At 57.6% G+C, this 26,014-nt stretch carries 18 protein-coding genes; 1 reads left to right on the forward strand and 17 read right to left on the reverse strand.

Annotated features, from left to right (window positions below):
* Nucleotides 1-33: 33 nt before the first annotated feature.
* The 8 genes from F1381_RS19405 to F1381_RS19440 form a co-directional block, all read right to left on the reverse strand.
* Nucleotides 34-1,209, reverse strand: a complete 1,176-nt coding sequence (locus F1381_RS19405) for a glycosyltransferase family 4 protein (RefSeq protein ID WP_151736508.1) — start codon at nt 1,207-1,209, stop codon at nt 34-36.
* A gap of 198 nt (nt 1,210-1,407) precedes the next feature.
* Nucleotides 1,408-2,592, reverse strand: coding sequence for a GGDEF domain-containing protein (locus tag F1381_RS19410; protein ID WP_151736509.1), 1,185 nt, complete (start codon nt 2,590-2,592; stop codon nt 1,408-1,410).
* Between the two features lie 61 nt (nt 2,593-2,653).
* On the reverse strand, nt 2,654-3,811 hold the full coding sequence (locus F1381_RS19415; RefSeq protein ID WP_151736510.1) for a GGDEF domain-containing protein: 1,158 nt from the start codon (nt 3,809-3,811) through the stop codon (nt 2,654-2,656).
* A gap of 176 nt (nt 3,812-3,987) precedes the next feature.
* Complete coding sequence (murC, locus tag F1381_RS19420) at nt 3,988-5,361, reverse strand: UDP-N-acetylmuramate--L-alanine ligase (protein WP_151736511.1); 1,374 nt, start codon at nt 5,359-5,361, stop codon at nt 3,988-3,990.
* Nucleotides 5,362-5,368: 7 nt separating this feature from the next.
* The gene (locus F1381_RS19425) at nt 5,369-6,745 is read right to left on the reverse strand and encodes a bifunctional folylpolyglutamate synthase/dihydrofolate synthase (protein ID WP_151736512.1); all 1,377 of its coding nucleotides are present in this window, start codon (nt 6,743-6,745) and stop codon (nt 5,369-5,371) included.
* A gap of 5 nt (nt 6,746-6,750) precedes the next feature.
* The gene (locus F1381_RS19430; RefSeq protein WP_151736665.1) at nt 6,751-9,387 is read right to left on the reverse strand and encodes a valine--tRNA ligase; all 2,637 of its coding nucleotides are present in this window, start codon (nt 9,385-9,387) and stop codon (nt 6,751-6,753) included.
* 685 nt (nt 9,388-10,072) lie between these two features.
* The gene (locus F1381_RS19435) at nt 10,073-11,398 is read right to left on the reverse strand and encodes a LysM peptidoglycan-binding domain-containing protein (protein WP_151736513.1); all 1,326 of its coding nucleotides are present in this window, start codon (nt 11,396-11,398) and stop codon (nt 10,073-10,075) included.
* 133 nt (nt 11,399-11,531) lie between these two features.
* A complete protein-coding gene (locus F1381_RS19440; protein ID WP_187355460.1) occupies nt 11,532-12,959 on the reverse strand; it encodes a glycosyltransferase family 4 protein in 1,428 nt (475 codons plus the stop codon).
* Between the two features lie 231 nt (nt 12,960-13,190).
* Between F1381_RS19440 and F1381_RS19445 the strand changes: the two genes are divergently transcribed.
* Entirely contained in the window at nt 13,191-14,444 is a 1,254-nt protein-coding gene (locus tag F1381_RS19445) for a GGDEF domain-containing protein (RefSeq protein WP_151736515.1), read from the forward strand.
* A gap of 798 nt (nt 14,445-15,242) precedes the next feature.
* Here the strand turns inward: F1381_RS19445 and ypfJ are convergent.
* From ypfJ to ccsA, 9 genes are all read right to left on the reverse strand, one after another.
* Nucleotides 15,243-16,100 (reverse strand): KPN_02809 family neutral zinc metallopeptidase, encoded by an 858-nt coding sequence (gene ypfJ, locus F1381_RS19450; RefSeq protein ID WP_151736516.1) that lies wholly within the window; start codon nt 16,098-16,100, stop codon nt 15,243-15,245.
* Between the two features lie 173 nt (nt 16,101-16,273).
* Nucleotides 16,274-16,975 (reverse strand): IS3 family transposase, encoded by a 702-nt coding sequence (locus F1381_RS28930; RefSeq protein WP_246188109.1) that lies wholly within the window; start codon nt 16,973-16,975, stop codon nt 16,274-16,276.
* A gap of 350 nt (nt 16,976-17,325) precedes the next feature.
* The gene (locus tag F1381_RS19465) at nt 17,326-18,255 is read right to left on the reverse strand and encodes an RluA family pseudouridine synthase (RefSeq protein ID WP_151736518.1); all 930 of its coding nucleotides are present in this window, start codon (nt 18,253-18,255) and stop codon (nt 17,326-17,328) included.
* 68 nt (nt 18,256-18,323) lie between these two features.
* Nucleotides 18,324-19,625, reverse strand: coding sequence for a glutamate-1-semialdehyde 2,1-aminomutase (gene hemL / locus F1381_RS19470; protein ID WP_151736519.1), 1,302 nt, complete (start codon nt 19,623-19,625; stop codon nt 18,324-18,326).
* Between the two features lie 40 nt (nt 19,626-19,665).
* On the reverse strand, nt 19,666-20,664 hold the full coding sequence (gene hemB, locus F1381_RS19475; RefSeq protein ID WP_151736520.1) for a porphobilinogen synthase: 999 nt from the start codon (nt 20,662-20,664) through the stop codon (nt 19,666-19,668).
* Nucleotides 20,665-20,967: 303 nt separating this feature from the next.
* Entirely contained in the window at nt 20,968-22,515 is a 1,548-nt protein-coding gene (gene cobA / locus F1381_RS19480; protein WP_151736521.1) for a uroporphyrinogen-III C-methyltransferase, read from the reverse strand.
* A gap of 5 nt (nt 22,516-22,520) precedes the next feature.
* Nucleotides 22,521-23,471, reverse strand: coding sequence for a hydroxymethylbilane synthase (gene hemC, locus F1381_RS19485; RefSeq protein WP_151736522.1), 951 nt, complete (start codon nt 23,469-23,471; stop codon nt 22,521-22,523).
* A gap of 505 nt (nt 23,472-23,976) precedes the next feature.
* On the reverse strand, nt 23,977-24,624 hold the full coding sequence (locus F1381_RS19490) for a precorrin-2 dehydrogenase/sirohydrochlorin ferrochelatase family protein (RefSeq protein WP_151736523.1): 648 nt from the start codon (nt 24,622-24,624) through the stop codon (nt 23,977-23,979).
* 566 nt (nt 24,625-25,190) lie between these two features.
* Nucleotides 25,191-26,012: a cytochrome c biogenesis protein CcsA gene (gene ccsA / locus F1381_RS19495; protein WP_151736524.1), complete on the reverse strand. Its 822-nt coding sequence runs from the start codon at nt 26,010-26,012 to the stop codon at nt 25,191-25,193.
* Nucleotides 26,013-26,014: the final 2 nt, after the last annotated feature.

Raw genomic sequence — 26,014 nt, forward strand, 5'->3', positions numbered from 1 at the left:
AAATGATTTTTTATTTTGGAATTTTGCTGAAATTCAGACCAGACTCAGCAGCTTGCCGCTGACGCTTTCCGACTCGTAATTGGCCAGAAGCGTCTGATACGCCTGCTCCGCCAGCCGTTCGCACTCAACAGGGTGCTCAAGAAGCTGCACGACAACCCGCGCAAATTCCTCCGGCGCGTCAGCAATCATCAGGTTGAAGGAATGCTCGTACTTGAGGCCCTCCGCCCCTTTGGAGGTGGAGACTACCGGGGTCTTGAGCGCCCAGGCTTCGAGGATTTTCAGTCTCGTCCCGCTGCCCTCCAAGAGAGGCGCAATCACCACCCGGGCTTTGCGGATATACTCAGCAACACTGTCGACATACCCGGTAATTACAACCGAAGAATCCTGCTCCGTCAGCGCGGACACATCCGGATGCACATCCCTGCCGACAATGTACCATTTGACGTCCGGTATCCGGGCCTTGATCAGGGGATAGATTTCACGGTAGAAATAAAGTGCGGCGTTCACATTGGGAAAATAGTTCATATTGCCCGGCAGAATGATCCATTTTTCTTTGGAGGGCACGGTTCTGGAGAAGTAGTCGCTGATGCGGATGAAATTGGGAATCACATGGACTTTATGGGCATGGGCTTGCGATAAGGCCTCAAACGACTGCCGGTCCTGCTCAGAGGTTGTCAGCAGCAGGCTGGTCTTCTTCAGCAGCCCGAGTTCATCCCTGCGTGTCCACAGCACATTCAGGGAATAAAACAACTTGGACAGGCCGTTCTTCTTGTGTGCCAGCTGAGCCGACAGGCCGCTTTCAAAATTGTGGGCATCCGTGACGATCACGGCGTCCGGCAGCTGCCCGCGCACGATATTCACGCAGCTGCCTAGCAGGCTATGCGAGATCAGCACCTGATTATAGCCATTCTCTGCACAGAGCCGCTCAATACTAGCACGCATATCCAGATCGACATGACTCATGTATGAGCAGTTCCGCCAGGTGTATAAGGAACGGAGCATCGCCTTGCGGTAAGTGACCGAGCGCTCCACTTCATGCAGGGTCAGCCCCGGGAGAGAGGATTCCGCCGGTTCCTTGCCGCGGTATGTCAGCAGGTCAACGTCATACTTGCCCAGCAGAATGCCCAGGATATTGCCTGTGCGCAACTTGCCCCCGCTGTCCTGCGGAAACGGATTCTCCGCAGAGATGAACAGCATCTTTTCTTTCATGGTTACACTCACTCCATTCCCCGTATTTATCTCTTAGATTCCACATATATTACCCCAAAATAAGCAATAGTGTCTCCGATTTTCCACCAATTTCAAAATTTTGTTTTTTAATTGAATCCATTTGGCTTTCACGCTTCTGCGTACAAAGAGCAAACAGCGCCCCTCCCTTTACAAGGGGGAGCGCTGTGCGGTTCATTCTTACACCTGGGTATTATCTCCGGGAGGAGGAACCTCCCCCCTGACCACACAATTGCGTCCCAAATGCTTGGCCTGATACAAGGCGGCATCGCTTAGCTTATATAGCTCATTCAGAGGAAGCCGCAAGCCGGGAGTCACCGTTACTACACCAATACTCATGGTATAGGAGAGCGGAACGCCCTCAATCTGTGCATTCAGCACACAGCGGCGCAGCCGCTCGGCCATCCTGCCGCTGGCAGCCTCATCGGCCCGGTGCAGCAGAACGGCAAATTCCTCGCCGCCGAAGCGGCTGAACAGGTCTCCGTTGCCGAGCTGCTCGCCGATTCGGCGGGCGAAATCGCGCAGCACCTTATCGCCGGTGTCGTGCCCGTACGTATCGTTCACTTCTTTAAAATGATCCACATCCAGCAGCATAAACGAGTAAGGCTGACTTTCCTTGACTGAGGCGGCAATCAGCGGACGGGCCCGCAGGTTGAAAGCGCGGCGGTTCAGAATCCCTGTCAGTTCGTCGTAAGTGGCCACACGCTCCAGCTCAGCGTAGGATTGTTCGCGGGAGAGCAGCATAACGCCCGCAGTGCCGAGGAACATCAGCAGATAGACGCCAAGATAGCTCAGATCCCGCAATAGCCCTGCGGATTCTTCCGGCAATGGCAAGCCCAGCGCCTCAGGCACCCTTGCCAGCAGCAGCAGCACAACAGCGCCATAAAGAAGACCCATCACTTTTTGCAGCGGCGTTCCCCTGACTCTGATCCCGAGCGCATACCCCGGAACAATCTGCAGCAGCGCTGCAGCGAATGCAGCGTAGGCGATATAAAGCGGACTTAACGGATAAAGCAGCGCCAAGGGCAATAAGATTGCCGCAGCGGTGCCTGCCAAACCGTAATACAATTTCTTCATCCGCTCAGCAAAGATGCCGAGCAATTTCATGATGGCAAACGACTCGGCTGTCATTCCCGCCAGACCCATCAGCGTAATCAGCGGAAGGGTGTAACGGATCGCCACCGCCTCATGAAGCAGCAGCAGAAGTGATATCAGCAGCTGCAGCACTTTGCCCGCAGCAAGCAGTTCGGAGCTTCCATCGCTCGTTACCCTCGTCCGGTAAGCCAGAAGCAGCGCCAGCGTAAACAGATTGCCGAAGAACAGGCACATCACCAGCGTAAGCACATCCAGATTAATGAAACACACCTCCTGCCCCGCTCCGGCAAAATAAATATATACGTGCAGTCGAAATTTGCGTAGTTAATCATCAGGCTGAGCGGACCACGCGGTTTCTGCCGTTCTGTTTGGCCTGATAAAGCGCCCGGTCGCATAGCTTGTACAGCATACTTAAAGAGGTCCATTGGTCCGGCATCACCGTAATAATACCGATGCTGACCGTATATTCACAAGGCGGATTGATCTGCGAGGCGGCCACAACCGCTTCACGCAGCTGCTCTGCCTTAAGCGTACTCGCCTCTTCATCCAACCCGTAAAGCATAACGGCAAACTCTTCACCGCCCACCCTGCCGAACAAATCGCCGTTGCCCAGAATGGCTTCTACGGTCAGCGCAAATCCCTGCAGCACCTTATCGCCCTGATCATGTCCGTAAGTATCGTTCACGTTCTTGAAGTGATCGATATCCATCAGCAGCAGCGTATAGGGTTCGCCCTTCTGTACAGCCAAGGCCAGCTTCACCTCCGCTTCCATAAAAAAAGCTCTGCGGCTTAAGATGGCAGTGAGCGTGTCATAGGTAGCCATCCGCTTCAGTCTTTCATAGGAATGCTCATTGGAGAGCAGCACAAAGGCCGCCGTTCCCATCACCATCATAAAAAACATCCCGATAAGATACGGATACTGCGCAGTATCCGGCGACAGCGCAGCCATATCCGGCTCAAGGAATAGCGCAGCTACAGCCCGGCCCAGCATCGCGGCGGCAATGAGATAGAATACCGTTCCCAGCAGCTTTTGCAGCGGCGAGCCTTCCCGGCGCCGGGTTAACCGGAACGCCGGGTAAATGACAAACAGCATGGCCCAGAACGATGCGGTGGCCACCCGGAAATTCGGCTGGTTAAAGAATACGGCTACAATCAGGTAGCAGAGAATGCTTCCCGCTGCAATGCACAGGAAATACAGCTTATCCTTGCGTCCGAGCATGCCCATCATCAGCAGGAGAGCGGCAATCTCCAGACCGTAGCTGATCAGGACCAAACCGTTGCTGAACGGGATCGCAATCCAACGCGGCAAGACATCCCACAGCAGCATTGAGCACCAATAGGCAACCTGCAGCCATTTGGCGGCGATGAAGGTTCCCGAGGCGATATCTTTTGTAAAATGGTAGCGGTAGAAAGTAATCAGTAAGGCAATAAACAGGTTCCCAAAGATGAACAGGTATAACAGTGTAGGAATGTCTAGCTGAAAATCCATGTATACACCACCATTACCAGCGGAAATCAACCGATCTACTTGTTACTATACTCGTAATACCCGCTTCTCCGAAAGATAAATTATGTAAGTTGAATCATTAGCCCAGAAAAAAATACAACCTGTAAAATCAGCGAATGATTTTACAGGTTGTATTGCAGTTGGCCCGGTCTGTCCGGCTAGCCTTTTAGCCGTTCAGCAAGCGCATATCCCACTTTATAGATATCTCCGGCGCCCATGGTCAGTACCAGATCGCCGGGGGCGATACGGTCCTGCAGATCGGCGAGCACGGCTTCTTTGGTCGGCAGATGCCTTGCACTCGCGTTGCTGTTGCTCCTGATCAGCTCCACCAGCTTCGCGGAGGTTACGCCCTCGATCTGCTTCTCGCCGGCCGGAGAGTAAATGTCGGTAATAATGACCTCATCCGCTTCGCTGAACGCCCGGCTGAACGCATCCAGCAGGAAGAAGGTACGCGTGTAGCGCTGCGGCTGGAACACGGCGATGATGCGTTTGCCGGTCGCTTTGGCCGCGCTGATGGTCGCCTGGATTTCCGTTGGATGATGGGCGTAGTCGTCAATGACCAGAATATCATCACTTTCCCCAAGCACCTGGAAACGCCGTTTGGCCCCGTGGAACTTCACAATCGATACCGCAATGTCCGCAAACGGTATGCCCGCCTTCAGACAGGCGATTACCGCCGCCATGGAATTGTATAAATTGTATTTGCCGGGAATGGACAGCTCAATGGTTCCCAGCGTCTCGCTGCCCTGGTTCATCGTGTAGGAGACCAGACGGTCGCCAAGCACAATGTCCGTAGCTGTGTAATCGGCATACGCCGCATGAATGCCATAAGTGATAATATGACCTTTAACTTCCGGCAGAAGCGAGCGGGCCGTCTCGTCATCGGCGCAGACGATGGCCGTGCCGTCTTCCCGCATCTGATTCATAAATTGGACGTAAGCCGCCTTCAGCTTGCCGAAGTCGCCTCCGTAATTCTCCAGATGGTCCGCTTCAATATTCGTCACGATGCCCAGCCACGGATGGTACTGCAGGAAGGAGCCATCGCTTTCATCCGCTTCGGCCACGACATACTCGCCTTGTCCGGCCTTTGCATTCGTGCCGACGTTCATGATCTCCCCGCCGATAATATAAGTCGGGTCTACGCCGCACTCTTCCATAATCAGTGCGATCATGGAAGAGGTCGTCGTTTTGCCGTGCGCTCCGGCAACCGCCACGCCTTTGCGCTCGTTCAGGAGCCGCGCCAGCATCTGCGAGCGGTGCAGCACCGGAATGTTCAGGCGCTCCGCTTCCTTCCATTCCACATTGTCGCTTGTCAGCGCTGTAGAGTAGACTACGAGGTCCGCTCCTTTAACCTGCTCGGCGGTATGGCCGATGTAGACCTTGGCGCCTTTGGCAATCAGTTTCTCTGTCAGTTCCTGGGCTGCCACATCGGAGCCCGTAACCGTATATCCCATTTCCAGCATGACCCGGGCAATCGCGCTCATTCCGTAGCCGCCGATCCCGATAAAATGCACACGTTCAGTAGTATCCAACAGTTAGTCACCAGCCTTTTTCAGAATCGGGTTGCCGCAAAAGCGTGCTGCGCACGTCGGAAATCAGATACAGCGTACCCGACACGACCGCGAGGTCGTCCTCCGACGTCATGGACTGCAGCAGCTGCAGCGCCTTGCCCCAATTGTGTTCCACGATGATTTGCAAATCTGGTTTGCCGTAGGTCTCCCGCAAGCTTTCCGCAATCGCCCGCAGTTCGTCCGCGTCCATTTTCTTCCGGAAATCCGGTTCGGTCAGAATGAGCGTATCCACTATAGGCAGTATATGCTTGAAGTAGGACTCGTGATGCTTGTTCGAGAGCATTCCCATCAGCAAATTTAATTTATGGTACCGGTAAAAGCGCGGCAGGCTCTTCGCCAGGCTTTCGGCGCCTTCCGGGTTATGGGCTCCGTCCAGCACGATGCGCGGAGAAGTATGGACCTCCTCCAGACGTCCGGCCCAGAACGTGCTACGGAAGCCCGCAAGCACATCCTCATCCTCCAGCATGAAAGCCATATACTGGCGCAGCACTTCCAGCGCCATCATCGCACCGGCCGCATTGCTGACCTGATGCTCGCCTTTCATGGCAATGTCGATGCCGATGGAGCGGAACGGCCCCTTGAAGGTAAAGCTTTGCAGCCCGTCCTTGATCGCACCAGCCTCATAAGTGAAGTCCTCACCCGCCAGATACAGCGTAGAGCGGCTCTCTGCGGCCTTGGCTTTCAGCACCGCTATAGCCTCCGGCTGGCTGACACAGCTGACCGCGGGTACGCCCGGTTTGATGATGCCGGCCTTCTCAAAGGCTATGGCTTGGGTGGTGTCGCCGAGCACATCCGTATGGTCTTGCCCGACATTGGTAATGAGCGAGACGACCGGTGTGACAATATTCGTCACATCCAGCCTTCCCCCCAGACCTGTCTCCCATACGACCACATCGGGGAAGCAGACTTCCGCATAATACAGGATCGCCAGCGCGGTCGAGACCTCGAACATCGTCGGTGAACCCAGTTCTCCCGCGGCAAGCTCGGCGACGAGCGGATGCAGCCGGTTCGCCAGCGCCGTGAGCGTCTCTTCAGGAATATCTTCACCGTTATATTGGAACCGGTTGGTGAATTTCGTGATATAGGGAGAAGTGTAGGTTCCGACACTGTACCCGCTCTTCAGCAGCACACTGGTCAGAAAAGCGCAGGTCGAACCTTTGCCGTTCGTACCTGCGACATGAATGAATTTCAGCCTGCGGTGCGGATGGCCCAGGCGCTGCATCATGGCTTCGATCCGTTCGAGTCCCGGACGGATACCGAAGGGAATCAGCCCGTTGATCCAGTCCACCGCTTCTGTGTATGAACGTAGGGGAGCGGCCGCGCCGCCCCCGAGTCTCTCTTCCATAGTCTTTATCCTCTCAGCTCTGCGATACGGGCCAGCACCTTCTCGCGCTTTGCGGAATAATCCGCCTGCTTCGCCCGTTCCTCTTCGATGACTTTCGCCGGCGCTTTAGCGACAAAACCTTCATTGCTGAGCTTCTTCGCCACGCGTTCCACTTCGCTGTTCAGCGTCTGCACCTCTTTCTCGAGGCGGAGGATTTCCTGCTCGATATCGATCAGCCCTGACAGCGGCAGCAGCAGTTCGGCTCCCGTAACTACGGCGGACATTACCTTGTCCGGCGTCTGCGGATCAAGCCCCGCCTCGAACGCCGAGGTATTGCAGAACCGTGCAATGTAATTGCCGTTGCGTTCGATGATGCGCAGCGTTTCCTCGTCGCTTGCCTTAACAATCAGTTCCACCTTCTTGCTCATCGGCACATTCACTTCGGCGCGGATATTGCGCACCGCGCGGATGGTATCCATCAGAAGGTTCATTTCCTTCACTGCCTGCGGATTCTCCAGCGCCGCATCGTACTTCGGCCATTCCGCCAGCATAATCGTCTTGCCTTCATGCGGCAGATGCTGCCAGATCTCTTCGGTGATGAACGGCATGAACGGATGGATCAGGCGCAGGGTACGGTCCAGCACATAAGCCAGAACGGATTGCGTCTTGGCCTTTGCGGACGCATTTTCGCCGTACAGGGACAGCTTGGCAAATTCGATATACCAGTCGCACAGATCATCCCAAATGAAGTTGTACAGCAGGCGTCCGGTTTCGCCGTACTCGTACGCGTCAATTAGACGCGTAATATCGCGGGAAGTTTCGTTCAGGCGGTGCAGAATCCAGCGGTCGGCTGTACTGAGCTCGCCGGAAATGTCAATATCTGCAAAGCTCACGCCCTCCAGATTCATCAGCGCGAAGCGGGAAGCGTTCCAGATCTTGTTGGCGAAATTGCGCGCCTGCTCGACCTTCTCCAGGCGGAAACGCAGGTCCTGGCCGGCTGTGCTGCCGGTGGAAATCATAAAGCGCATCGCGTCGGCTCCGTAGTTGTCGATGATCTCCAGAGGATCAATGCCGTTGCCGAGCGATTTGGACATTTTGCGTCCTTCCGCATCGCGGACAAGACCGTGCATCAGCACATCGGAGAACGGCTTCTGTCCCGTAAATTCAACCGAAGAGAAGATCATCCGGGCAACCCAGAAGTAAATGATATCGTAACCCGTTACAAGCACATTGTTCGGGAAGTACCGCTGGTAATCGCTGCTGGATTCGTCCGGCCAGCCGAGCGTTGCGAACGGCCACAGGTTCGAGCTGAACCAGGTATCCAGCACGTCCTCGTCCTGCCTCAGATCGTCAAGACCACTGATGCGGCGCGCTTCTTCCTCGTCGCGGGCCACGAATACTTCGCCTGTGGACTCGGAATACCAGGCCGGAATGCGGTGGCCCCACCAGAGCTGGCGGGAAATACACCAGTCGCGGACATTCTCGATCCAGTTCAGATAGGTGCGCTCAAAGCGCTCCGGCACGAAATTGATGCCGTTGCCTTCCTTCTGGGCGCCGATGGCCGCTTCGGCCAGCGGCTGCATCTTAACGAACCACTGTGTGGACAGATAAGGCTCAATCACGGCTCCCGAGCGCTCGCTGTGCCCCACCTGATGCACATGGTCCTCGATGGATACGAGCACCCCTTGTTCCTTCAGGTCGGCGACAATCCGCTTCCGGCACTCGCTCCGGTCCTGCCCTTGGTAAGGACCGGCTTCCTCATTCATCGTGCCGCTCTCGTCCATCACGCTGATCTGCGGCAGGTTGTGGCGCAGCCCAACCTCGAAGTCGTTCGGATCATGCGCCGGCGTAATCTTGACGGCGCCGCTGCCGAATTCCTTCTCGACATATTCGTCGGCGATCACCGGAATTTCGCGGCCGATAATCGGCAGCACCAACGTCTTGCCGATCATGCCGCTGTAACGCTCGTCCCCGGGATGTACCGCAACCGCCGTATCGCCGAGCATCGTTTCCGGACGCGTGGTGGCTACCGTAATATAGCCGCTTCCATCCTTCAGCGGATAGCGCAGGTGGTACAGATGTCCGTTTACTTCTTTATACTCAACCTCGATATCCGACAGCGCCGTTTTGGCGGCCGGATCCCAGTTAATGATCCGTTTGCCGCGGTAGATCAGACCTTTATTGTACAGGCTGACAAAGACTTCGCGGACAGCGCTGGACATGCCCTCATCCAGCGTGAAGCGTTCGCGGGAATAGTCGAGCGACAGGCCCATTTTGGCCCATTGGTCATGGATGGTTTCGGCGTACTGGTCCTTCCAGGCCCATACCTGCTCCAGGAACTTCTCGCGTCCCAGATCATGCCGGGAGATGCCCTGCTGGCGCAGCTTCTGCTCCACCTTCGTCTGGGTGGCGATCCCTGCATGGTCCGTGCCCGGCAGCCAGAGCGTGTCATACCCCTGCATCCGCTTCACGCGAATCAGAATGTCCTGGAGTGTGAAGTCGAGCGCATGCCCGATATGCAGCATCCCCGTTACGTTCGGCGGCGGAATCACGATGGAGTAGGCTTCGGCCTCCGGCCGTACGCCCGCCTTGAAGAATTCATTTTCCAGCCAGTATTGGTACCACTTCTGTTCCGCAGCCTTCGGATCATATGTCGTCGGCATGCCGCTTTGTTTAGACTCAGCTCCGGTCGCCTCTGCGGCGTCCTGCGGCGTCTCTTGCGCCAGGTTGTTCTGGTGTTCAGCCATGTTCATAAACCTCCATTATCATGTGACAGATTAGATGTGACAATCATGCTTAAACAAACAAAAAGGCCTCTCGTCCTCAAAGGACGAAAGACCATTCTTTCGCGGTACCACCTTTGTTTCGCGATAAAGCAAATTTCTGCCAGTCTCCGGAACCTGCTTCCGTCCAGAGGATTGTCGCGACACTCATGCAGATAACGGCTGCTTCCGGCACCAACCTACTCCCGGTGTACAGATAACCGGCTCGGAAGGGCGACTCCGGGGCGACTTCGGGGGCTGCATCCTGCGGAAAATCACAGCAACAACAATTCCGCTCTCTGAAGGGCTGACCGCCTACTCTTCCCGTTCCCAGTCTTTAGCTAATGATTGCATAATCCCATAATACATTCAGAGTTATCCCTAGTCAACCAGCATACGCATAATGGGCCCGTCTTATACCGCTGCCCGGCAGAGAATGGGTTAAACCTTATATACTGCCCTTCATTTACGCAAAAAGCGGCCCCCGGCCATAAACTGGCCCAGAGACCGCCTCCGGCTCTGCATCCCGGTCATTCCCCGGCCGGATGCTTCCATAACCACGCCGCTCCGCTGCATTTCCCCGCACTCAGGGAATATAAAGCACTTGCCCTTCCTCCACATTCTGTCCGGACAACCGGTTATAGCTGGACAGCTCGCGGACACTGAGGTGGTATTTCTCCGCAATTGTATCCAGGGTATCCTCACGCTGGACAATACAGAGCCGGACCTTGCGGAACAGCTCCGCTCCGCCTGCACTGCTGATAAAACGGCTCTTCCAGTCATTGTCGCTTCCCGGCCCTGCAGCGGCCGGCTGGATCGCCTGCGGCGCTTCCTCTGCGGCAGGCGCTTCATAATCCTTGCGGGTACGGCTTGTGCCAAGCAGCGAAGAGAAGGTCAGCGACTCTTTGCTGCCCTGTCCCGCATCCTTCTTGGTGCCTAAAGCGATCTTGAGGTCAGGCTTCTCCTCAGGCAGCTGCGGCTCTTCCGGTATGGAGGCAGGCCCGGCATTCCCGGCTGTATCCTCCGCTGCCGGGACACCGTAATCCGGCGACTGCGTCTCTGCCACCGCTTCCTCTGCTGCGATGACCGCGACCTCCTCAGGGACAGCATCATTCTCTGCAGGATACTGGGCCTGCTCCGGCTGAAGCGTGCCCGCAACCTCATCAGTATGCCCCGGAGCTCCCTCTGGCGCACCGGCTCCGTCCCCCTTGCCGCTGTCGCGGATTCCGGCCGTCTGCCAAGGCGGGCTGTCCAGGCTGTGCGTGCGTATCTTCTTCTCACTGTCCTTCTGCTGAAGAGCGGTAAATGCCGCCGGCTGCGTATAGGCCGGAGCGCTTTCCAGGTGCGGTGCGTCTGCTCCAGCTTCCTGCGCAGAGCCGGCAAAGTCCTTCTCTTCAAGCGCCGTTTCCGCCGTTCCCTCACCGAAGGTCCACACCGAATTCTCATACAGCGCATCCTGATCCGCTTCGCGGGAACCGGCCCCAGCCTGCGCTTCATCGGCAGGCGAATAAGCTACCGTATATTCCTCCTGCTGCCAGGCCGGTTGGCTGTCTCCGGTGCCGATGCCGCGCAGCGAGAGGATGCCCGTAATATTGACCGTGCGCATGGTCAGCAGGTCAATGTCGAAATTCTCGATCTCGACACCGATCTCTTCAAGCGAGCGGACGCGTGTCAGCGGAACAGTAATTTCCACGGGGATGGCATGCTCCAGACGCTCCGTACGGTCATTCTCTCCCCTGTAAAGTCCGGTAAGCAGCAGCTGGCCGTACAGCTCAGCGCGGTCCTCCCGCTGAATTACCTGAATATCCGGAATCAGCTCCACCTCTTCGAGTTCAGCAATTCCGGGCAGCTCCTCCGAAAGGTGAATGCGTTCATAAATATCAAACCGCAAACCGTGGGACGGGTCAAACACGGAAATATCCTCCTTCTTGGCATAATCTAACCCTGAGACAAGCCCAGAGCGTAAGCCCAAAATGTGTCTCCCCTCATGTATATGCCATTTTCAAGGAGGCATGACAACTTTGGTACGGCGGAGGGACGGGCTGCTAGTTCTCTGCTATAGAGGCAATCCGTCCATCCGGTATGGCATAATTCACCGGTAGGCTGCGGTACAGCAGCGGTGCAAGCGGGTCTGCAGGATTCAGGGCATTCAGCAGACCGGCCGGGTGAAAAGCATCCGCAAGCCGCTTCCTGCCTTCCGCGGCACCGCTGACCGCATTTGCCGCACCTTCTGCGTGATAACGCATAGCGTGCGTCCCAAGTGTACGGCGGTACACATTCAGCGTGCTTTCCGTCATCAAGGCCAGGGAGCGGGTATGCAGCGCCCAGACTCTCGCCGCCTGCCCTGTCTTCGCCCGCAGCCCGTCGTCTCCGAGCAGCTGCAGCAGCAGGCCGGCCAAGGCCCCGCTATCCTCCGGAGGCACAATCCAGCCGGTGTTGCCATGCTCCACCATTTCCGGCATGCCCGCCGTTCCGCTCACAATGGGCGCAATGCCGGCCAGTTGGGCTTCCGTCACGGAGTAAGGCTGGGTATCCTGCAGGCTTGGCTGTACATAAATGTCGGCGCCGCTGAGCGCAGCCGGAATATTGTCCACTTTCCCGGCGAACACCACTTGTTCTCCGATCCCGAGCTCGCGGGCCTGGGCCTGCAGCTCTTCCCCCAGGCTGCCCACTCCGGCGATGATGCAGATCCAGTCCCGGCGGCTGCGGAATACTTCGCCCAGAGCGCCAAGCAGGACATGGACGCCCTTAATGTATTCCAGACGGCCGGCGTACATGATCACCTTGGTTCCGCCGGGCGGCCGGAACGGCGAAGGCTGTGCCGCCTTGACATCGTAGTCCCCCAGATTAAGGCCATAGGGTACCGTGTGGATCCGCTCCTCCCGGACGCCGGCGCCGCGCACCAGTTTGCCGATCCACCGTGAGGAGACCAGGATGCTGTCCGCGGCCAGCGCGCCAAGCTCCTCCATCCGCCGGAAATATCTGCAGATCGGCCGCTGCTCATACGCTTCCCAGGTCAGTCCGGGCTCCAGCCCTTTATACTCATAGAACGCCTCTCGGCTTAATGCCCCGTGAATACTAGTTACCAGCGGTACCGGGGCGGTCATAATACGCCGGATGGCATACGACGAGATCGGATCCTGCGCATGGATAATATCATAATTATGCAATCCCAGGACCGCAGCCCCGCCTTCAAATGCATACCGTCCCAGCTCAAAGCTGAAAATGCCGTGCTCCAGATGCAGGTGCGGAAATCTGCCGGGATCCAGATAGGGCAGTAATGCGTTATAATACGCTTTTTTATCAAAGGATTCCGTACGTCCCAGCAAATACAGCTTATTCTCCTCTGCATGGCTTCCCATCAGTGTAACCGAGTGCCCCTGCCTGACAAGCTGGTCCGACAGCTGTTTCATATACGTCCAGATGCCGCCCATATTGGTCAGTCCCCAGTAAGTGACCAGCAGTATTCTCATGAACTCCTCTCCCCCGGCTAGAATTCGGTGCATACTTTCGCAGTTTGGCTGCGTAATAACAAAGTATTATATGAATGCCGGGTGGGAGCGGCGTGGGTAGGTGCATTTTTTCTAGTAAGTTAGTCCTGCCGCCCTGCTAGAAAGCTGTGTAAACAATCAAAAAATCCATTCTATCCCTTTCCATTTTTTCGGGTATAATCGGTATAACTCATGAAAGGATATGTAACGCCTATGTCAAAAGCCCGAATCTTTGACCTGTCGCTGTTCGCCGCTGCCGCAGCCCTCGCCCTGGCATCGCCCCGTGTAATTGAACTGGATTCTACCTATTGGACGGCCCTGCTGGTGTACTGGGCATTCTCGAGTTTCTATTTTCAATTGCGCATCGTTACACGCAGCGGAAATTCAACCATAGATTATGCAATCAGCTATACTTCCTCCTTCGGGGTGTTCGCCGGACCTCTGGGGACTTTTTTGTTTGAGGGGATCTACCGTTTTACCGTATTTCTTTACAAAAAGAAGACCAAAACAGAGGACCCCGGAGAGTTTCTGGATACCTTATACAATATCGGCTCTTTCACTCTGGGCGGGACAGCGGCTTATTATTTGTACACGCTGCTATACCCGTATGCCGCACAGATCCCGCTGGGGTACTGGCTGCTGTTCTGTCTGATTACCGTAGTTATCATGCTGCTGACTTCCGGCTTCCTGGTCATCACCTTTGCGCTGTCCGGCGATATCAAGACCCGCAAGGAGGCGCTGAACCTGCTGCTGCGCAGCCGAAATCTGCTGGATTTCACCAAGGTGATGCTGACCAACGGCCTGCTGCTGCAGCTGCTGCAAATGCGGGAATGGGAAATGCTGCTCGCACTCTTCCTGCTGAATTACGTGGTCAGCCTCTCGTTTTACTCAAAGTCGCAAAGCGCCCAGCACAAATTCGAGCGGGACAAGTTCGAGCAGATGGCCTACCGGGATTTTCTGACCGGGACCTACAACCGCGCCCACATGGATAAAATGATGCAGGAGCTTAACCTTGGCGGGGAAGTCATCGGCATTGCCGTAGCGGACATCGACCGCTTCAAAAAAATCAACGACAGCTACAACCATGCCGTAGGCGACAGGGTAATCGTCCATTTCGCCGATACACTGGCCGCCCACATGCAGGCTGACGATATTCTGTTCCGCAGCGGCGGCGAGGAATTCACCATGTTCCTCCGGCACAAGACCTTCGAGGACTGCCTGGCGCAAATTCAGCGCATTCTGGACAGCGTCAAAGAAAACAGCGTCACTGCAGAATACGAAGAGCAGGATATTACCGTATCGTACTCTGCATCCTTCGGGCTGTACTATTACAAGACCGGCGCCGGACGCAAGATGTCCATGGAACAAGGTTACATATACGCCGACCAGCTGCTTCTCGATTCCAAGAAGCTGGGCCGCAATCGTCTGTCGCACCGCAACGAGCTGGCAGCTGTGCCAGAGACATAACCTTCGGCTGCCCCGGCAGAGAACCGGTCGGACGGTAATTGCCGCAGCAAATGCTGCGTAGTGGTCATATCCGCCGGCAATTAAAAGCACCGCTTCTGCCCGGAAACCGGGGAAGCGGTGCTTTTGGGTGTGCCTGCCCTGGTTAGCCGGCGATGGACTGCGGGTTCTGGGCCCGAGTCGGCGAGGCTCGGCGCTCAGGCCCGAGTCGGCGAGGCTCGGCGCTTCGGCCCGAGCCGGCGAGGCTCGGCGCTCAGGCCCGAGCCGGCGAAGCTCGGCGTTTCGGCCCGAGCCGGCGAGGCTCGGCGCTTCGGCCCGAGTCGGCGAGGCTCGGCGCTCAGGCCCGAGTCGGCGATGCTCGGCGCTTCGGCCCGAGTCGGCGAGGCTCGGCGCTCAGGCCCGAGTCGGCGAGGCTCGGCGCTTCGGCCCGAGTCGGCGTTCCTTGACCGCCTGATCGTTGCGGCATAGCGCCGTTTCATTGGCGGAAAAAGGCGCCTGGAGACGACTACACCTGTGAGAAGTCCCCAGGTGCGCGGCTGGACTGTAGCACTAGATGGATTTTCACCACTTCATTTGCTCATTTGCGAGGGTTATTGTGGATTAGTTCGATAATTGCCACTTAAACGTAGCGAAAGTGATGACCGGAGCTTATTTTCAATCAAATAGATGGCGAAAATCCAACTAGAGCAGGAAAATGGCTTGGTACGCTGAAAATAAGTGGCGGAAATCCAATTAGCAACTTGACTGTGCTCGACCGTGTAAGGCCGGTTGCTGTATAGACCAAACTTTCAGCCCTCCCGCTCACAATTGGGCCGCACTAAACGTATCTCCACCCTCGATGGTGCCGGAGTCAAAGCCTTTATAGAACCAGCGCTTCCGCTGCTCCGAGGTGCCGTGCGTGAAGCTGTCCGGCACGGCATAGCCCTGTGCCTGCTTCTGGATCGTATCGTCGCCGACGGCGCTCGCCGCGGTCAACGCTTCCTCCAGATCGCCCTCCTCCAGCAGGTTCTCGCCCTGCACGTGGTGGGCCCACACACCGGCCAGATAATCGGCCTGCAGCTCAAAGCGCACCGAATATCCGTTATATTCAGTGGCGCTGACGCTACGGCGCAGCTCATCCAGCTTCGCGGTGGTGCCAAGCAGCGTCTGCACATGGTGGCCGACCTCATGGGCGATGACATAGGCCATCGCGAAATCGCCCGGCGCCTGGAAGCGCTGCTGCAGCTCGTCGTAGAAGCTCAAGTCAATATACAGCTTGGCGTCGCCCGGGCAATAGAACGGCCCTACGGCTGAAGTCGCCGTACCGCAGGCGGAGTTCACGCTTCCGCTGTACAGAACCAGCGTCGGGTCCGTGTAAGTCATCCCCCGCTCCGCAAACAGCTCCCCCCACACCTCCTCAGTGTCTGCCAGCACGACCGAAACAAATTGCGTCAGCTCCTCTTCCTGCGCCGAGGGCTGATAAGCGCCGTTGGTGCTGGATGTGCTGGTTGTCGAGGTCGAGCTTAAATTTCCTAAGATGTCTCCTACATTCCCGCCGCTCAGCAGTGTAACAATGACTACAAGGATAATGCCGCCGATACCCCCGCCGACCATTTTCCCGCCGCTGAGCCCTCTGCGGTCTTCTACATTACTGCTGCCTCTTCTGCCCTGCCAACGCATGGCTTCAGCTCCTTCCTGTATGCTAATCGGACCGCCCGGCACTGATGTCGCCACCCGGTCCCGTCAGTTCTATAAGAGATATACCCAAAAATCACGGAGGCGTTCGCGGGACCTCTGTTCTAGATACCGGAAATTAGTGGGAGGCAGATCAGAGTAGTCCAAAGCGATAGGCGCTAACAGCGGTATCGGCCCGGCAAGTTCTCCTGCTGATTGCCACGGCAAGGAATGTAGGTAATGTCGGTAACCCAAACGGTATTGGGAGTAGCTACTTTAAATTTTTGGTTCAGTGTGTTGGGGGCAATGGGATCGCTATGGTTGGAATCGGTGGTCTGTACACGATAGGGCTTGGACACAACAGAGCGCAGCTTCATTTCCCGCATGTAAATGCTCACAGTGCGTTCAGTAACAGTATAGCCTTCCTGATGTAACAGGCGAGTGATTTTCGGACTCCCATAACGCCTTTTATGGTCAAAGAAATGGTATTGAATCCGTTCCATGATCTCAGCCTTGCGGAGTTTTTGTGCACTGGTTTTTGCTGCCCGCCATTTGTAGTAACCGCTCCGTGACACCTGCAAGACCTCGCACATCTTCTCCAAGCGAAACTCGGAGCGATGGTTCTCCATGAACTGGAATCTTAGTTCCTTGGTTTGCTGAAGATGTGCACTGCTTTTTTTTACGATAGCCAATTCCTCTTCGGTATCGGTGAGCTTATGTTCCTTCTCCTGAAGCAGACGACGCAATTCTTTGATCTCTGCTTCAAGATCCCGCACCCGGTCTATGCTGGCTGCCGGTTCGTTCTTGAGCTCACGATATTGGCCCATCCACTGGTGCAGGGTGCTCTTCGGGATGCCCAGCTCCTCCGCCAGTTCCCCCAATGTTTTCAATCTGTTCTTGAATGAACTTTACCGTCTGTCTTTTAAATTCTTCGTTATACCGTTGTCGTTGTTCTCCCATGGGAACACACCTCCGTTGGTCTTATTCGCTTGTCCGTTAACGGGGGGACACTTTAAACTCTACCAACACTGGGTCCTTTAGGCTCTGAAAGCCCAGGGTCATCCCCACAAGGGTGCTCATTGATCGGGCGATAACTTGAGTTCATCTCGAGCACAAACTAAATAGGGGAGGGGCCACATGGCCCCTCCCTTATTTGACATATCTATAGCGCCGCGGCCCTTAGGCCCGGCCCAATACCCGGATGCTGCAGCTCATGGGCGCAGCTCCATTTCTAGCGGGCCGCCCAAGGGCTGCTCAGCTGCTCCCGCAGCGCCAGCATATCCTCCGGCCACGGATCGCTCACTTCGATCAGCTCCCGTGTCCAGGGATGGCTGAAGGCCAGCGACTCGCCGTGCAGCGCCTGGCGGACGTGACCGCCGCCTGAGCCCATGCCGGCGGCACCGGCCTGTCCCGGAGCTGCCAGGCCGCCCGGAGCCGGCCACGGCGGTCCGCCGTACAGCCCGTCGCCGAACAGCGGATGCCCCGCGTGGCTGAGGTGCACGCGGATCTGGTGCGTGCGGCCGGTCTCCAGCCGCAGCTTGACCACGCTGCCGCCCGGCAGCGCTTCGCGCGCGGTCACGTGCGTCACCGCCGCCTGCCCGCCGGGCGAGACCCGGCGGCGCGCGGCATGGTGACGGTCGCGGCCGATCGGCGCGTCGATCCGCTGCAAGGCGGGCGGCACGCTGCCCTGCACGATCGCGGCGTACTGCCGCGAGACGGCTTTGCTGCGCAGCGCCTCATCCAGCACGAGCTGCGCATATTCGTTCTTGGCATACAGCACCGGCCCGGTCGTGTCCTTGTCCAGCCGGTGCACATGCCGGACGGCGACGCCGCCGCCGGCAGCGGCATAATGCGCCGCCACGACATGGTCGAGCGTCACGCCCTGGCCGCTGCCGTCGGGATGGACCGCCATGCCGGCGGGCTTATGGACGACGAGGCAGAAGTCGTCCTCGAACAGCACTTCCGCTGCCTGCCTGACCGGCCCGATTCCGGCCTCACGCGGCGGGAACAGCCGCAGGCGCAGGCGGTCGCCCCGCCACTGGATCTCACCCTCGCGGCGCATCCGGGCGTGCAGCTTCTCCGGCATGCCTGCCGTTCCGAGCAGCCAGCGGTCGACCGCAGCCTCCCTGTCGGCCTCCCGGGTGATGCTGCGCCCGGGCATGGCTTCGAGCCATTCCCCGCGGCGGGTCCAGGCCCCGCCGCCGGAAGGGTGCCCCCCGTGCTCCGCTGTCACAGTGCTTTCAGGGCATTGTAATGCCCCTCAATCGTAGCATCGATATCCGCCTCGCTGTGCACGGCGGACACGAACATGCCTTCGAACTGCGACGGCGGCACGCTGATGCCCTGATCCAGCATCTTGCCGAAATAACGGCGGAACAGGTCCAGGTTGCTGGTCTTGGCCGTTTCAAAGTTGATGACCGGCCCTTCCGTGAAGAACGGGCACACCATTGAACCGACTCGGTTAATGGTCAGCGGGATACCCAGCTCCTCGCTGTTCTTCCTCAGTCCCGCTTCGAGACGCGCGCCGAGATTTTCCAGCCGGTCGTAGACCTCCGGCGTCAGCAGCTTCAATGTGCTGTAGCCCGCTGTCATTGCCAGCGGATTGCCGCTGAGCGTTCCCGCCTGATAGATCGGACCGGAGGGAGCGATTTGCTCCATGATCTCTCTTTTGCCGCCGTAGGCTCCGACCGGAAGACCGCCGCCGATCACCTTGCCGAAGCAGGTCAGATCGGGCTCGATGCCGAATCTGCCCTGCGCGCAGCTGTAGCCCACGCGGAAGCCTGTCATCACTTCGTCAAAAATCAGCAGCGCCCCGTACCCCGTCGTCACCTTCCGCAGTCCCTCCAGGAAGCCCGGCTGCGGCGGCACCACGCCCATGTTGCCGGCCACCGGCTCAACAATGACTGCGGCAATATCATTGCCGTAACGTTCAAAAGCAACCTTCGCGCTCTCCAGATCGTTGTACGGCACAGTGATCGTATTGGAGGCTACGCCCTCAGGCACGCCCGGGCTGTCGGGCAGCCCCAGGGTAGCGACACCGGAGCCGGCCTTGATCAGCAGGCTGTCAGCATGGCCGTGGTAGGAGCCTTCGAACTTGAGGATTTTGCTGCGTCCGGTATAGCCGCGGGCCAGCCGGATGGCGCTCATCGTCGCTTCTGTACCGGAGTTCACCATCCGTACGATATCCACCGAAGGGACCCGCTCCACGACCGTCTTGGCCATCTCCGTCTCCAGCAGCGTCGGCGCCCCGAAGCTTGTTCCTTTAACCGCCGCATCCTGCAGCGCCTTAACGACCTCCGGATGGGCATGTCCCATAATGAGCGGTCCCCAGGAGCAGACATAATCGATAAAGCTGTTGCCGTCGATATCGTAGATCCGCGGGCCGCTGCCGTGGTCCACATATACCGGGGTCAAGCCCACGGATTTGAACGCCCGCACCGGGCTGTTCACCCCGCCGGGAATATACTGCTTGGCTTCGTCAAAAGCCTTCCGGGAAGCCTCTTCCCGGCGCGATAAAGGCACATTGCCCATAACTGAATTCACTCCTGTCCTAATGTTGGCAAAGCTCCGCTTAGCCCTGCAGCCAGCGGGCCGCATCCTTGGCAAAATAAGTGATGATAATGTCCGCGCCGGCCCGCTTCATGCCGGTCAGCATTTCCAGTACCACCGCTTTTTCATCGATCCAGCCCTGCTGCGCCGCAGCCTTGACCATCGAATATTCTCCGCTGACATTGTAGGCAACGAGCGGCAGATCGAACTGGTCGCGGATGGTGCGGATAACGTCCAGATACGCCAGCGCCGGCTTCACCATCAGCATGTCCGCACCCTCCAGGACGTCGGAATCCGCTTCACGGATCGCTTCCCGCAGATTGGCAGGGTCCATCTGGTAGGTTTTGCGGTCGCCGAACTGCGGCGCCGAATCGGCAGCCTCGCGGAACGGGCCGTAGAAGGCCGACGCATATTTTACCGAGTAGGACATAATCGGAATATGCTCAAAGCCGTTCTCGTCCAGCCCCGTACGGATCGCCTGCACGAAGCCGTCCATCATGTTGGAGGGGGCAATGATATCCGCACCGGCCTGCGCCTGGGATACCGCCGTCTTCACCAGCAGCTCCAGCGAAGCGTCGTTGATGACATCCCCGTGCACCTTGCCGTCTAACACATGGGTATGTACCATGCCGCAGTGGCCGTGGTCAGTAAACTCACACAGACAGGTGTCGGCAACCACCAGCAGATCAGGATACCATTCCTTGATCAGCCGAGTCGCTTCCTGCACAATGCCGTCTTCGGCAAAAGCCGAGGAACCCACAGCATCCTTCGTCTCCGGAATCCCGAAGAGCAGCACGGCCGGGATCCCCAGCGCCGCAATCTCGTCGACCTCCGCCTTCAGCGTGTCGAGCGAGAAGTGATACACGCCCGGCATGGAGCCGATCTCATTTTTCACCCCTGTTCCGTAAGTCACAAATATCGGCTGGATGAAATCCAGCTTGTTCAGCACCGTCTCGCGCACCATGCCGCGGATGCCGGCCGTACCGCGCAGACGGCGGTGCCGTATGATAGGAAAACCCATGTTGTATATCCTCCCTAAAGTTGTCTGCAGACAGCTGTTTGGCGTTACATAACGCCTTGCCTGCTTCATATTTGATTGCTTACCGCAAGGGTCAAGCCATAACTGTATTTAGTACAACTAAATCCCTGTAAAAGCCCGCCAACCCCCGCATAGCTGCATTTCATACAACTAATATGAGAGCACAATCCGCCATTTCTCTTCCACCCGGACAAATAACTGTACAAAATACATCTATCGCCCAATATCCTGCCTGCAAGCTCAAAATAGCTGTACCACTTGCAGTTATCTTCAGTAACCGTCAGCTTACTTCAGGCGCGTCGCGGCGTTCCAGTTACACAGCTCCTGCACCAATCCTTCGATCGTCGCTTCTCCGGCAAGCAATCCAGGTGCAAAACCCGCCTCTACTGCCGTCTGTTCAGTCACCGGGCCGATGCAGGCAATCTTGATGTCCCGCAGCAACTCCAGCGGATTCTCCGGCCCCATGCGCTTTAGGATCTCCATAAAATTGCGTACCGTCGAGGAACTGGTAAAAGTAATGGCATGAATCCGCTTCTCCTCGAGCAGCCGCAGCAGCTCTATATCATCCTCGCCGGTAACCACCGTCTCGTAGGTATCGATCTCCGTGACCTCAAGCCCGAGCTCCCGGAGCTTGTCCGGCAGCCATTCGCGCGCCAGATCGCCGCGCGGCAGCAGCACCTTCTGCCCCGGCTGCAGCTCGCTGCCGAAGGTCTCGAGCAGCCCTTCCGCCTGGAAGCGGGCGGGCAGCTCGCCTGCCACCAGCCCGCGCTCCGCCAGCGCCTCGGCTGTGGCCGGGCCCACCGCGCCGATGCGCGCGCGGTGCAGGGACCGGATGTCCACCTTCTGCTCCGCCAGGTGGCGCCAGAAGAACTCCACGCCGTTCACGCTCGTAAAGAACACCCAATCGAAGTCGTGCAGCGCACCGAGCGCTTCGGCAATGGCGGCTTTCTTCCCGGCGTCCTCCGGCATGACCGTCTCGATCACCGGGAACTCGTAAGGCTCCCCGCCGAGCTCCTCGATCAGCTCCACCAGCTCGCTGGCCTGGCTGCGCGCCCGGGTCACCACGATCCGTTTGCCGAACAGCGGCAGCGCCTCCGCCCACATCAACAACTCACGCTGACGCACCACCTCGCCGACCACAATGACGGCAGGCGGCTGGAAATCCGCCGCTTTAACCTTCTCCTCAATATCGGACAACGTACCCGTCAGCGTCTCCTGATCGGCGCGTGTGCCCCAGCGAACCAGCGCCACCGGCGTTTCCGGCGGCCGCCCGTGCTTCATCAGCTGCTCGCTGATGTAACCGATTTTGGCGACGCCCATCAAGAACACCAGTGTGCCTGTCGCATTGGTCACTTTATCCCAATGGATCGAATGATCCAGCTTATCCGGACTTTCATGTCCTGTAATAATCGACAAGGAAGAGGCCAGGTCCCGGTGGGTGACCGGAATGCCGGCATAAGCCGGAACACTGATCGCCGAAGTAATGCCCGGAACAATCTCATATGGGATGCCATGCCGCCGGAGCAGCTCCGCCTCTTCGCCGACACGGCCGAAGATCGTCGGGTCTCCTCCTTTAAGCCGCACCACCGTCTTGCCCTCCAGCGCCAGATCCGCCAGCAGCTGATTGATCTCCTCTTGCTTCATCGTATGGCGGTCGGTCGTTTTGCCGACGTAGATCTTTTGCCCGCCGGGCTTCATCCATTTCAGCAGCCGCGGACTGGCCAGCCGGTCGTAGACCAGCACATCGGCCTTGCGGATGCACTCCATCCCCTTAATAGTAATCAGCTTCGCATCGCCCGGACCTGCACCTACCAGGTATACCTTCCCCTTCATCCCACTCATCCCCTTACATCTGCCAAAATCTTCTCTGCACCCCTGGCAATCAGCTTGCCGGCGACCTCTTGACCGAGCCGCACAGGGTCCCCACCCGTGCAGGTCTCCTTAAGAATCAGCGAGCCGTCAGGCATGCCGACCATGCCGGTCAACGTGATATGTTGAGCCCCGGCATCCCCGTCAGCGTCTCCCTCCAGCACGGCGAACGCACCGATCGGCACCTGGCAGCCGCCGTTCAGCGTGCCCAGGAACGAGCGCTCCGCTGCAACGGTCAGCGCGGTCTGCTCGTCATTGTAGAGCTGCAGCAGCTTGCGCAGCTCGGTATCATCCCCGCGGCATTCAATGCCCAGCGCCCCCTGGCCGACGGCCGGGATGCAGCTCTCCTGCGGCAGATAGGCCGTGATCTTATCCTGCCAGCCCATGCGGGACAGTCCCGCCGCCGCGAGCAGGATGGCGTCGTATTCGCCGTCCTCCAGCTTCCGCAGGCGCGAGTCGATATTCCCGCGCACGGGGCGGATGACAAAATCCGGCCGCAGCGCGGCCAGCTGGCTGGAGCGGCGCAGGCTGCTGGTGCCCACAACGGCACCCTGCGGCAGCTCATCCAGCGGAACGCCGCCGCGGGAGATGAGGCAATCGCGCGGATCCACGCGCTTCGGCACCGCGCCGTTGACCAGCCCCTCGGGAAGCTCGGACGGCATATCCTTCATGCTGTGCACCGCCATGTCGATCTCCTCCGCGAGCATCGCCTGTTCGATCTCCTTGACGAACAGCCCTTTGCCGCCGACCTTGGACAAGGTCACGTCCAGAATGCGGTCGCCTTTGGTGATGATTTTTTGCACCTCGAAGCTAAACCCGAATCCGTGCTCAGCGCTCAGACGCTCCAGATCGGCTATCACCTGCCCGGTCTGGGTAAGGGCCAAGGCACTTTGCCTGCTGCCAACAATAATTTTACGCATGATTATCTCTTCCTCCCGTAACTGCATCTGGTAACGCCATCCGCTCCGCTGACTACCAGCGTAAGCTGTGCCGCCATCTGCGTGGCCCGTCTTATTATGTACATCCTTATTGACGATCGTGCGTGCAACTATAGAGAATACCGCAACTGTCGGCAAGCATATACAACAGCTGCCAGCAAGCATATACAACCTGTTGCGTATATCTTTTGCTTAAGTTTCAGTTTTTGCTCAGTTTCAGTTTAGCTTTAGTTTCAGCTTCAATTTAGCTCAGACTCGCACCCTCGCTCGTACATTGCCTCTTCTAATATTACCCGGTTCTTCCGTTGTCCCACTCCTTATGGTCCAACGTTCCCGGTTCGCATCAATCGAGGCCGCAAACGTCCTCACGGATCGCGGCTCATAACAATCCATGCTGTTAACCCATTGCGGTTCGCGGATCTTGATTCATGGCTCACAATTCATAGCAATCCATGCTGTAATCTCCACACGAATCGTGGATCGCAGCTCACGGTTCACGGTTCGCAGCAATCCATGCTGTAATTTCGGCATCGCTCCACCGGGTAAAGGTACCCTGCCGCATCTCTTCCAGCACATCCAGCCCCGCGAGCCTGCGCAGCAGCTGCCCGCGATGCTCGGGCGAGGGCTCGCGCCGCTTGATCTCGCAGCGCAGCTCATGCAGGAAATCGAGGTAGGGCTCGTATTCCTCGCCCAGCACTCCGGCCAGCCGCTCGGTAATCCTCACGGCGGCTGCCGGTCCCGCGCCGGACGTGGACACGGCGACGGTCAGCCGCCCGCGGCGCAGCACCGCGGGCGTGATAAAGCTGCCCGCGTCCGCGCCGCTGGCCACGTTCACCGGGATGCCACGCTCGCGCGCCTCGCGGGCCACCGCCGCATTGACCGCCGCATCGCTGCTCGCGGCGTACACCAGGGCCGCTCCCTGGATGTCTCCGGGAGCATACCCCCGGCTGACCCAGGCCACGGCGCCGTCTCCGGCCAGCCGTGTGAGCCGCCCCGTCAGCCCGGGGCTGACAACCACCAGCGATGCTCCGCTCTCCAGCAGCCCGTCAACCTTGCGCTCTGCCACCGTCCCGCCGCCGACGACCACAACCCGGCAATGCTCGAGATCGAGCATCACCGGCACTAACTTTTTCATCCGGCTTCACTCCGCTTCAACCGCTAATTACACCTTACTCCTGACGCCGGCAGTGCTGCAAACCTTCGTAGGCCTCGTTGTGCCATTTGCCTGGTACTCGCTACTTCATTCTCTCCCAGTAAACCTTTATGCTCTCAAGCGCCATATTACCAAGTCCCTCATGTTCCTCAAGTTCCCAAGTACCTCATCTTCCCAAGTACTTCAGTCCCACAAGCAACTCTACTCAGCTGCAAAAACCTTTATGCAGCAGGTAGGCGCGGCAAATTAGAGGCAAAAACTACCACTAACTCCTGTTCTCCCCCGGACTCACAGGAATAGAGATAAAAACTGCCTCTAATTTCCCGAAAAAGTCCGTTTTCGGTGAATCCCATCAAATTAGTGGTAGAAAATACCACTAATTCACCGAAATCAGGCCACTGGCTGAAATTAGAGGCAGAAAATGCCTCTATTCCAGCATCAGCCTGTTCCGGTGTTCTTCAGCATAGCATGGAGCAAACAGAAGCACCTATGCATATCTAAGATACACGCTGATGCTGGCATAACGCCTAACGCGATAAATCTCCCCCTCATCCCCAGCCATGGAAGTCCGAGAACGAGTTGAGCAGGAAATTAAGGATCAGGAAGGCGTAGCCCGAGATCGCCCAGCGGGCCATAGCGCTACCGCCGTACCTTCCGAGACGCCTGAGCACCATATAGGTTATGTAGATCCCGAGCGCCACAAGCGTCGTAATAACTTTGGTATCCTGAAAGAGCGGTGTACGTCCTTCCGAGATAATGGAGATACCGGCCAGGACAAGGGAAACAATCAGCAGCGGAACCCCGGTATATACAGCCGTACGCGAATATTTGTCCATCGTCTCCAGACTGGGCAGACGGCGCATCCGGTCATCCCATTTCTTAATCTTCAGCCTGCGGTGCAGGAATAAATACATTATCGCAAATACCGTGGCCAGTGTCAGTGCGCCAAAGCTCAGATTGGCCAAAATCACATGCAGCGCCAGCCAGCCATGCACCGCATTCCAGCTCTGCAGCGTATGATCCTCCGCTGTCAGCCACACCCGGTTCAGAAGAAATACGCTGAAGCCGGCCACACTCAGCAGCAGCAGCGTAAATTCCCCGCCCCGGGTGAACGACAGCGCCAGTGAGGTCAGCACGATAATAAAAGCAAACCAGAACAGAAAATCATACGGCGTAAAGATCGGCAATCCGCCTTCCTGCGCGAAACGGATGGCCAGCCCGGAGATCTGCAGCAGTCCCACAACAGCAAGAAGCCCTGTGCCCAGCCGCTTACCGCCCGGATTGCGCTTCAGGCAATCCGAGAAAACAAACAGCAGGCTCAGGGCATATAGCAACAGAGCGGCATCATATATTCCGTCCAGCAGCCGCATCC

Origin of the sequence: Paenibacillus tengchongensis (assembly GCF_008973665.1) — a bacterium.
In the GTDB taxonomy this organism is placed as follows: domain Bacteria; phylum Bacillota; class Bacilli; order Paenibacillales; family Paenibacillaceae; genus Paenibacillus_AQ; species Paenibacillus_AQ tengchongensis.

What these genes read in the sequence shown, in the direction of transcription:
- hemB (WP_151736520.1), bottom strand. Translation starts at nt 20,664, where the DNA reads ATGGGTTTTCCTATCATACGGCACCGCCGTCTGCGCGGTACGGCCGGC.
- ypfJ (WP_151736516.1), bottom strand. Translation starts at nt 16,100, where the DNA reads ATGCGTTGGCAGGGCAGAAGAGGCAGCAGTAATGTAGAAGACCGCAGA.
- F1381_RS19445 (WP_151736515.1), top strand. Translation starts at nt 13,191, where the DNA reads ATGTCAAAAGCCCGAATCTTTGACCTGTCGCTGTTCGCCGCTGCCGCA.
- hemC (WP_151736522.1), bottom strand. Translation starts at nt 23,471, where the DNA reads ATGCGTAAAATTATTGTTGGCAGCAGGCAAAGTGCCTTGGCCCTTACC.
- F1381_RS19405 (WP_151736508.1), bottom strand. Translation starts at nt 1,209, where the DNA reads ATGAAAGAAAAGATGCTGTTCATCTCTGCGGAGAATCCGTTTCCGCAG.
- F1381_RS19430 (WP_151736665.1), bottom strand. Translation starts at nt 9,387, where the DNA reads ATGCCGACGACATATGATCCGAAGGCTGCGGAACAGAAGTGGTACCAA.
- cobA (WP_151736521.1), bottom strand. Translation starts at nt 22,515, where the DNA reads ATGAAGGGGAAGGTATACCTGGTAGGTGCAGGTCCGGGCGATGCGAAG.
- hemL (WP_151736519.1), bottom strand. Translation starts at nt 19,625, where the DNA reads ATGGGCAATGTGCCTTTATCGCGCCGGGAAGAGGCTTCCCGGAAGGCT.
- F1381_RS19415 (WP_151736510.1), bottom strand. Translation starts at nt 3,811, where the DNA reads ATGGATTTTCAGCTAGACATTCCTACACTGTTATACCTGTTCATCTTT.
- ccsA (WP_151736524.1), bottom strand. Translation starts at nt 26,012, where the DNA reads ATGCGGCTGCTGGACGGAATATATGATGCCGCTCTGTTGCTATATGCC.
- F1381_RS19440 (WP_187355460.1), bottom strand. Translation starts at nt 12,959, where the DNA reads ATGAGAATACTGCTGGTCACTTACTGGGGACTGACCAATATGGGCGGC.
- F1381_RS19490 (WP_151736523.1), bottom strand. Translation starts at nt 24,624, where the DNA reads ATGAAAAAGTTAGTGCCGGTGATGCTCGATCTCGAGCATTGCCGGGTT.
- F1381_RS19465 (WP_151736518.1), bottom strand. Translation starts at nt 18,255, where the DNA reads ATGCCCGGGCGCAGCATCACCCGGGAGGCCGACAGGGAGGCTGCGGTC.
- F1381_RS19425 (WP_151736512.1), bottom strand. Translation starts at nt 6,745, where the DNA reads ATGGAAGAGAGACTCGGGGGCGGCGCGGCCGCTCCCCTACGTTCATAC.